General features: G+C 41.2%; 11 protein-coding genes. 5 read left to right on the top strand and 6 right to left on the bottom strand.

The genetic code is table 11. From position 1 onward, the window contains the following. Both HMPREF0106_RS00655 and HMPREF0106_RS28505 read left to right on the top strand, forming a co-directional pair. The coding region (locus HMPREF0106_RS00655; RefSeq protein ID WP_009040716.1) for a transposase at positions 1 to 217 on the top strand (217 nt) is incomplete at its 5' end. Positions 218 to 299: 82 nt separating this feature from the next. Further along, positions 300 to 368 carry a hypothetical protein gene (locus HMPREF0106_RS28505; RefSeq protein WP_229097098.1) on the top strand — a complete coding sequence of 23 codons (69 nt, stop codon included), beginning with the start codon at positions 300 to 302 and terminating at the stop codon, positions 366 to 368. On the opposite strand, the gene HMPREF0106_RS00660 is transcribed toward HMPREF0106_RS28505, so the two are convergent. Next, entirely contained in the window at positions 360 to 1532 is a 1173-nt protein-coding gene (locus HMPREF0106_RS00660) for an immunoglobulin-like domain-containing protein (protein ID WP_009041251.1), read from the bottom strand. The genes HMPREF0106_RS28505 and HMPREF0106_RS00660 overlap by 9 nt on opposite strands. Before the next feature lie 278 nt (positions 1533 to 1810). Here HMPREF0106_RS00660 and HMPREF0106_RS00665 point away from each other — a divergent pair, with 278 nt between their 5' ends. Further along, the gene (locus HMPREF0106_RS00665) at positions 1811 to 2155 is read left to right on the top strand and encodes a hypothetical protein (RefSeq protein ID WP_008776923.1); all 345 of its coding nucleotides are present in this window, start codon (positions 1811 to 1813) and stop codon (positions 2153 to 2155) included. Between the two features lie 372 nt (positions 2156 to 2527). Here HMPREF0106_RS00665 and HMPREF0106_RS28160 read toward each other — a convergent pair whose 3' ends face one another. Continuing rightward, positions 2528 to 2656 (bottom strand): hypothetical protein, encoded by a 129-nt coding sequence (locus HMPREF0106_RS28160; RefSeq protein ID WP_004313277.1) that lies wholly within the window; start codon positions 2654 to 2656, stop codon positions 2528 to 2530. A 743-nt stretch (positions 2657 to 3399) separates the two neighbouring features. Here HMPREF0106_RS28160 and HMPREF0106_RS00670 point away from each other — a divergent pair. Together HMPREF0106_RS00670 and HMPREF0106_RS00675 are read left to right on the top strand one after the other, a co-directional pair. Beyond that, positions 3400 to 4083 (top strand): energy transducer TonB, encoded by a 684-nt coding sequence (locus HMPREF0106_RS00670; RefSeq protein WP_008023080.1) that lies wholly within the window; start codon positions 3400 to 3402, stop codon positions 4081 to 4083. 323 nt (positions 4084 to 4406) lie between these two features. Next, positions 4407 to 5702 (top strand): site-specific integrase, encoded by a 1296-nt coding sequence (locus HMPREF0106_RS00675; protein ID WP_009041250.1) that lies wholly within the window; start codon positions 4407 to 4409, stop codon positions 5700 to 5702. A 91-nt stretch (positions 5703 to 5793) separates the two neighbouring features. On the opposite strand, the gene HMPREF0106_RS00680 is transcribed toward HMPREF0106_RS00675, so the two are convergent. From HMPREF0106_RS00680 to HMPREF0106_RS00690, 4 genes are all read right to left on the bottom strand, one after another. After that, positions 5794 to 6111, bottom strand: coding sequence for a helix-turn-helix domain-containing protein (locus HMPREF0106_RS00680; protein ID WP_008640967.1), 318 nt, complete (start codon positions 6109 to 6111; stop codon positions 5794 to 5796). 1 nt (position 6112) lies between these two features. Then, entirely contained in the window at positions 6113 to 6406 is a 294-nt protein-coding gene (locus HMPREF0106_RS00685) for a helix-turn-helix domain-containing protein (protein WP_008640965.1), read from the bottom strand. Between the two features lie 80 nt (positions 6407 to 6486). Further along, entirely contained in the window at positions 6487 to 6726 is a 240-nt protein-coding gene (locus HMPREF0106_RS27280) for a hypothetical protein (protein WP_025813736.1), read from the bottom strand. Positions 6727 to 6751: 25 nt separating this feature from the next. After that, positions 6752 to 8257 carry a P-loop NTPase fold protein gene (locus tag HMPREF0106_RS00690; protein WP_232286801.1) on the bottom strand — a complete coding sequence of 502 codons (1506 nt, stop codon included), beginning with the start codon at positions 8255 to 8257 and terminating at the stop codon, positions 6752 to 6754. Positions 8258 to 8354: the final 97 nt, after the last annotated feature.

Genomic DNA, 8354 nt, shown 5'->3' with positions numbered 1-8354 from the left:
GTATAATAAGATTGAAGAATATGGATACGATACATTCACAACAGTAGCAAACTCTATTGAGAACCATTATGAAAGGATTTTGAACTTCTTTGTGAACAGGAGTACAAATGCAGCAGCGGAAGCATTTAATGCTAAAATCAAAGCATTTAGGGCATCATTTAGAGGAGTAGTGGATATGAGCTTCTTCCTTTTTAGGCTAGCAAAGGTATATGCATGAAGGGAATTGACTAAACTTAATCCCCCAAGAATTACAACTGAGCCGATTTGCACGCGTCATCGACGAAAGAATCGTTACTGAAATGATTAGCTGTTATCCGAATGTTACTGATCCGGAGTGTGCTTGTTGTTGGAAATTCACATTAAGGTAGTAATTCAAATTCTCCATAAGCCACTTTGGTGCCTCTGTTGAATGATTTGTAGATACGGTATTTCCCTGGATGGTTGGGGGATTCTGATGTATAGAGTTTAATTGTTTGTTGGTGACTCGGGTGCTCCGGTGGGAAAATCCACAGTATATCATTAACGACAGGATCGGTCGGCAATGTTTCCCATTGCCGTTTACTTTTGTTATAGTAAGCAAGGCTGTATTTTTCTCCGCACTCATATTCATAGTGGGAGTGGTTGGTGATGGTTATTTTTACTTCTGTAGTTGATAGCGGATAATGATCGTGTTCTGTTTCTATAGAAAGCGAAGCGGGACTTATGTCCTCTCCAGTCGGAATGTCACGGGGAATAGGTCGCAATGTGACGGAGTTCGTTTTCGATGATTGGTTGGTTTTCTTAGGTAACACTGTATAAAGCCCTTGCTCGTCTTTTATTATCTCATATTTTCCCGATTTCAGCCACGTATTCCAATCCTTAAAAAGGTCGGTGATAAATAGGTATAAATCTTCGGAAATATATATTTCTGTACCTGACTTTAAGTCGCATGCCAACTGACCATTTACGACAGACAGATGTTTCTGGGCTCTTTGTAAGGCTTTCAAATAGACAACCTGATTAAATGCGTAATCTTTATTGAAACCTCGTCCCGTGAATAAATCTATTGCAGCATACGACATCGTCCCTCTTGTCTTCAGGAAAGTAGTGTCGGTTATAGACGTCTTGTATCTATTAGCTTCTTCCCACATCTTTCTTTTTTCCTGTTCTCTGAATTTCTGCACAATCTCGCTCACTTTATCTTGTTCGCTTGTTTCTCTGTGAGATTTTAGGCTGTCATTATCTTGTAATTCGTCATAAAGAGGTAAAGCAAAAAAAGTGTTATTGTCCTTTTCAAACTGTTCTATGATACATGGGATAATTTTCTTACCCATAGCTTTTAGCTCTTTGAATTGGGGTAAAATGGTGTAAGCACGGGTACTTGAACTTAATTGTACTTTGGGATTGTTGTGTATTTCTTTTTCCCAGGCATTAAATAAACTGTCAAATTTGGCTATATCCTCTGTTGTCAAAATATCACTTTTTTCTGTATTCTGTTTAATACATCCCGTAGTGATAAAGATAAATGGCAGAATAAAGAAAAGTGTTCTCATCGTTTTAATTATTAATCGGTTTTGTAATAGGTTTGCATAAGGGTATGTCAAGCTTTTGATCTGTCTCCTGCAAATATAGAAATAATATTTCTAAACCGATAAACTGGATGCTGCTGTTTTTTTACCGGATAAGAAAACGTTTATTCGTTTTTCGATGTGATACTAGCTGCCCTTTGATAAATAATGTGAAAAAACAGTTTTAACCTCATCATCGAATTAACTTTCACCCATTTGTGAGGTCTAACATACATAACTTATTTAATATGAGAATTAAAATGATGAGAAAGCAAATTTTAAGTTTGGCAGTTGCGTTATTGATTGGCTCAACTGTATGTATGGCTCAAAATCGTCAGAATGGAAAGGCTGATAGAGAGAAACGTATGGAACAGATTGTTGCCGATCTGGGCTTGAATGAAAAGCAGGCCAAAGATTTCAAAGCTGCAATGGAAGAAATGAGACCTGCGAAAAATAAATCGAATGAAAGACCTACGCGGGAAGAAATGCAAAAGAAAAGGCAGGAAATAGATGCTAAAATAAAAAGCATTTTGACCGATGAACAATATAAGAAATACCAGGATATGCGTAAGAAGGATAACGCGAAGAAAAAGAAAAAAGCAAAATAAGTACTATTCGTTTAATCTAAACCTGTCAAACGGAGAATCGTAAAAGATAATCTGTTATGACGCTATACTTATTTTCGGTTCTTTCATAAATAATTTATTTAATCTACATGACTATTTTCGTTCTACTAAAGTTGAACGCAGGCTCCATTTAAATGAGTCTATTTTTCAATTTAAGTAGAACGAAAATTAGTTAGACGATGTTTCGTCTTATATCTATACTCCCTCCACTAAAGCTTTTTTTCATGCTTTTATCTTTCAATCTTTCACCTTCTGCTGAAACTTCCTGTCTATGGTAGTTGTACGTTGGTGATAGATGTAAAATGATCTGTCACTGATCTGCCATCTTTCACCGTATCTCATTTTATTGCAAATTTATCCTCTGTATCGGCGCATCTCTTGAGTAGCGGTGCTATGCGGACGCCGGACGTTGACAACCGGTTTTTGAAGAATATGTTTCAGAAATGCCTGTTGGCTCACTCGGTTCTGGTCAAATTCATCCATATTGATGAGTGCGAACCTATTTAGCGACAGTTCGGCATCCCGCTTATTGCTGAAATATGCCGTTATATCTGGTTAACTGTATACCGTTGATTGTTTCTCCAAATATATAATCTTCTCTTTATTGGAATCTTCTTATGTACTATCTCTTGCATTGGCTATTAATAGAAAACTTCCTTTCTTTCCTATGCAAAGTTTCTTTCGTCTAATAGAGAAGTTCCTTTTGGCTGTTTGTAATCTATAAATGAAAGCTTTGATTATATAAATGAAAGTTCTGTTTTTATAAACGTAAGTTTCATTTATAAAAACGGAACTTGCATTTATAGTTTGAATCAGGTGAAGAATAAGTTATCTATTAGTGAAAAGGAAGTTTATATTTAATGAAACAGAACTTATCTATTAATAGTTCAGGAAAGAAATAGCTGTTCCTTTGAATGTGATAAGTGGTGAAAGATGAAAGATTGGGTGATTAGCAAAGATTTATTCTAGTGTGCTTTGAAAAACAGATGTTCAAGGATTATTGTTGACAGGAATGGGCAGGTCGTCCGATATGAGGATTAATTCATAAATTTTATCGAAAAGAAGAGAAAAGAATAAAATAAACAAGGGGCGTCGTAACAACCTATCCATAAAAAGACTATATTTATTGCAGCGAGAGAGCACTTTAAGTAATGCTTAAGAGGAAAAACGAAAAGTAGTATATATACTATATATTTTCTATTATTAATTACTTAAACACATTTTTTATGGAAGCCAAGAAATCAAAAAAGGCTGCAATTGAGAATCAACGGGGTTCTTGGTTGTTGATGGGTTTGGTTGTTGCGCTAGCCTTCATGTTCGTTTCGTTCGAATGGACACAACATGATGTCAGAGTTGCAGCACTATCACCAGATGATGAATCCATCTTTGTAACAGAGCTAGTTCCGATCACATTCCCTGAAGAGAAACTGGAACCGCCTCCTCCTCCCGAAACTAAGGTAACAGAATTGTTCGAAATAGTGGAAAACAATATGGAGGTGACGGATAACGTTTCTACAGTGTCAGAGGATATGAATGCAGTTCATGACGTTATTTGGATACCACCAGTGGTAGAAACAGAAACGGTAGTTGAAGACATTATTCACGTAAGTGTTGAAGTCATGCCGGAGTTTCCTGGAGGTACAGCTGCTTTAATGAAATATTTAGGTAGCAATATCAAATATCCGACGATTTCGCAAGAAACTGGCTCACAAGGAAAAGTCATTGTTCAGTTTGTAGTAGATAGAGACGGAACGATTTCTAATCCTGAAGTGGTACGAGGGGTTGATCCTTATTTGGATAAAGAAGCTATCCGCGTGATAAGTTCTATGCCGAAATGGACTCCCGGAGTGCAAAATGGTAAGAAAGTTCGAGTGAAATATACTGTACCTGTGTCATTCAGACTGCAGTAGTAACTTGGAATAAATGAATAAGGGTTGGTTCCTGCAAAGAACCAACCCTTTTTCAATAAAAAATCGGCATAAGACGCAAAGAAAAGCAAAGTTCTACTTAAATAATTGGAGGTCAGTATTTTGTATGTAGGACGGATTGAAACAAGCTTTGGCATAAAACGCTTGAAAATCCCCCTTTCAGACAAAGTTCGGCTACTAAGCAGCTACCAGTCCTAAAGAGGATATATGGAATATAACAAGTTCTGTTTCATAACTTTGCGTTGTTTTGCATAACTCTTGGTAACAAATAATTAACTACCTTTAGAAACGAAAATTTTAGAGTTATGAAAACAAAGAGAAGTACGTTTGCAACCTCGTTCTACATCAAGAGATCGGCAGTGAGAAACCGGGACGGAAAATCCCCCATCATGGTGAAGATCTCCATTGATGGGGATGACAAAGCATTGGGAACCAAACTATTCGTTACGCCGGATTTATGGGAGAATGGTAAGGCAAAAGGCAAGTCCGCCGAGGCGACAGAGATAAACGGGCAGCTCAAAGAAGTCAGTGCCCGGCTTACCAACCACTATCACCGCATCCTCCGGGAAGAGGATTTTGTCACCGCCGAAAAGCTGCGTAACGCCTTTCTGGGTATCGGTGTGATGGAAAACTGCATCCTGAAAGATTTCGAGAACATGAACCGGGAATTTGAGGCGATGGTGGAGAAAGGACAGCGTGCCAAATCCACTTACAACAAGTACTTGGCCGTGTACAACCATTTTGCCACCTTCCTTTGGGAGAAGAAGAAACGAACCGATATGGCTTACAAGGAACTGACAAAGGAGATTATCACCGATTTCGATAAGTACCTGCGCGTGGAAAAGGGATTGAGTGACAACACTCTTTGGATATACACCATGCCACTGCTCAGCCTGACAGACAAGGCATGGCGGCGTGGTATCGTCCGTTCCGACCCTTTCGGTGAGTACAGCCTTGAAATGCAGGAGACAGACCGGGGCTACCTCACGGAAGAGGAACTGCGCACCCTGGCTAACGCCGTGTTCGTGAAAAAACAGACCAACCTCGTACGTGACATGTTCCTCTTCGGGTGCTTCACCGGACTTAGCTACATTGATATAAAGACACTCACCCATGACAAGATCCAGCGCATGGACTTCGACGGCGAGGAGTGGATCATAACCCGACGCACCAAGACCCGTGTGTCGAGCAACGTTCCCCTTATGGAAATAGCCAAGGAACTGATAGAAAGGTACAAGGGACTTGCCGGAGGCGATTTCGTATTTCCCATGCCCTCTAACGGTACATGCAACAAGCATCTCAAACAGATAGCCAAAGCCTGCGGCATCAGCAAGGAGATCGGATTCCACCTGAGCCGCCACACCTTCGCCACGACCGTCTATCTCTGCAACGGCGGCACGATAGAGGCGCTCTCCAAGATACTCGGTCACAAGCACATCAGCACCACGCAGATCTACGCTGAAGTAACCAACAAGATGGTAAGTTCAGATTTCCGGGCAATCTCTGGCAACCTCGCCGCCATGCAGCGGAGCGTACTGGAGAAAAGGGACAGGAAGCAAGGCAGGAAACAGGTGCACCGGTCCCTCCGGGAAACGGCTTGACACCTTTCTCCATGCGAAACACGGCAAAGGCAGGAACCCCGATACAGTGCTCCTGCCTTTGCTGCATTTTCCGATGTATATCCCCGTGCGTTTATGTTGGACTTTTCCCCCGTTTGCGCTTTTGTCTCATGTCCACGTAATTTTCTTCCAGCATACGCAGCAGATCCGACTGGCGGTAAAGCGTCTTGCCTGGCAGCGATATGTACGGGATCAACCGTTGTGTGCGGTAGCCCTGCAACGTCCTTGACGTGATATGTAACATTCTGCACACATCCTCACCCGTGAAATAGACCTCGCCGTTCATCGCCGGACGGAAATGCGCCGTCACCGTATCAATATACCTCATGCCCTCTTCCAGAGCCTCGAAGTACGCACGTACCTCTTCCGTGTCTTTTGTTATCACTTCCATGTCACTCGTCCTCCATTATTTCCCGGCTCATGGATTCCACGAATACCTCCACGTCCTCCGTCCGGTAGTAAATCTTATGGTTGATCTGGCTGTACGGCAGCAGTCCCCGGTCACGGTAGGTCTGCAACGTCCGTTTACTGATCCCCAGTTTCTCGCACACGTCCGCCCCGTCCATCCAGTTCATCTTCCCGGGCGGGCGGTAACGGGCGCAAAGTTCCTTCACGTGCCGTGAGAAGCAGCCGAACCGCTCCTTCATCTCCTCAAAGGTCTTCTTTTCAATACTTACTATTTCCATCGTTCTGATACATTTTTCATTATACTTCCCTGCAAATATATGGATTCATATAAAACTATGTATCAAAACCGTATAGCTTGTCAGCGTTTTGCTTCACGTTCGTAGCCTTGTCGTACCCCAAACGATGAAAGGCGGGGAAAAGTCCTACATAAACGTACCCAGTTCAAGGGTACGCACGAGAACGGAATCCATAGCACCAATTCCGGATGGTTCAAAGGAAAATGTGTACTACGCACCGACTTCACCCTCATCCAGCCACGATGCAAGTTGATGGGGCACGGGGCAAATTTCGTCACCGGCTTGCCCCTTGTCAAAGCCATCTCTTTCGAAAACGGACTGGAATAGTTATTTTACTTTTGCGGTAATTTCATCTATCAGGTTCGTGATCTTCTCAATGGAATACTTTTCTATCAATCTCCTGTTTGCCGCTTCTGCCTTTAGTCTTTCATTGATTAATTTTAGTTGTGGCAAATCTGATTGACAATATTTGCTCAAGTGTTCTATTTCACTGCCCCAAGAGGTATATTTATAACGGAACTGTAAAAAATGCAGAAAGGTGTTACGTGATTCGTTGGACAATCCCAAAATACTTTTTGAAACCTTATCCGCATCAGCCTCTTGGAATATTGAAGTATCCCTATAAAGACGCTGTTTGACCGGGACTACATCATTCAATGCCGGATTCAGGCGTTCGCAAGTTTCATCCGTCAGATTTTCCAGCATGACAGACACTTTATTAGGGCATTTCTTCAATCTTTGCCCGAATAGTTTTTGAAAATACGCAACCAGTCCATTCAAAATTCGATCTGAACCAATATTAGAATGATTCCTTCTTGTACCCGCATGTACCTTTGAGTTACAATTCAACAAACCCTCCATGTCGCTGATACCTTCCATCAGCCTGTCTATGGAGTGCTTGCCTTGGGCTATGATGTCTTCCTCGGATACGTGAACAAGGTTGTCGCTATATAAAACCGATAGTACAGATATAATGACAAACAATTCTTTTAGATCAACGCTTTCATCCGCAAAGTAATATCGTACCGTTTCCCCGTAGTGTTTCTCGTATTCCCCGTTATCCAGTCTCCAATAGTCGTACAGGTAATCCCAACTGTTCAAACTTGCGTCTTCGGCTGCAAAATATTGTTGCAGGTAGGTCGTGTCAAAATACCCGCTTTCCAGATAGCAGACAATTTCATTAACGATGAATCTATCAAAAATATCCAACTGTTTACCTATCTCTATAAAACGGTATTTGGAGAGGATTTTTTCACGCTCCTCATCTTTCTCTTTATCCGGGAACATGTCATACAGGCTGTTGAATAGGCTTCCGATCCGAGTATTCCCACCCTTATACTCGCAGTAAACGGCGACAAAATTTGCCAACAACGATGTTATGACAAGTTTGTACTTGGGAGATTTATGATAATGCTCCGGCAAAGCCATGGCTATCCTGTGATAATCGTTTAGACATTGCCGCAGGACTCTTAAATTATCGAATTTAGAGGCATGGAATATCTTGATGATAAGCTCTTTGTTCTCAGACAAGAGGTTCCTGTTGTTGGTGGATATCTCGCCAATGAAGAAATCGAGTGTCTCCCCTATATTTAATTTGATCTCAAAAGTGCGCCCGATAGTCTTTTCCTTGAAATCCTTGAATTTCAACTTGCACTTATCGTCCTCTTTTTCGGAAATCTTGTTCTCATCGCCAATGATGATGACCTTGCATTTACAATGTTCCGAAAAGTAATTGATGTATCCCAACAAGGTTTCCAGTTTTACATCACATCTTTCAAGGTCGTCAAAAATCAGAATCTTGTTTCCTTTTATTTCGGAATTTTCTTCTTTCAACAACAAAATGGAGTCCAAGTCACAGGTTACACTCCCTTCATCCTTTCCGTCACCGTCGATGTCATATTTTCAAAGCGATTTTCGAGGCGGCTTTTAA

Origin of the sequence: Bacteroides sp. D22 (assembly GCF_000163675.1) — a bacterium.
Classification (GTDB): domain Bacteria; phylum Bacteroidota; class Bacteroidia; order Bacteroidales; family Bacteroidaceae; genus Bacteroides; species Bacteroides xylanisolvens.
This window is presented reverse-complemented; position numbering and strand designations above follow the sequence as displayed.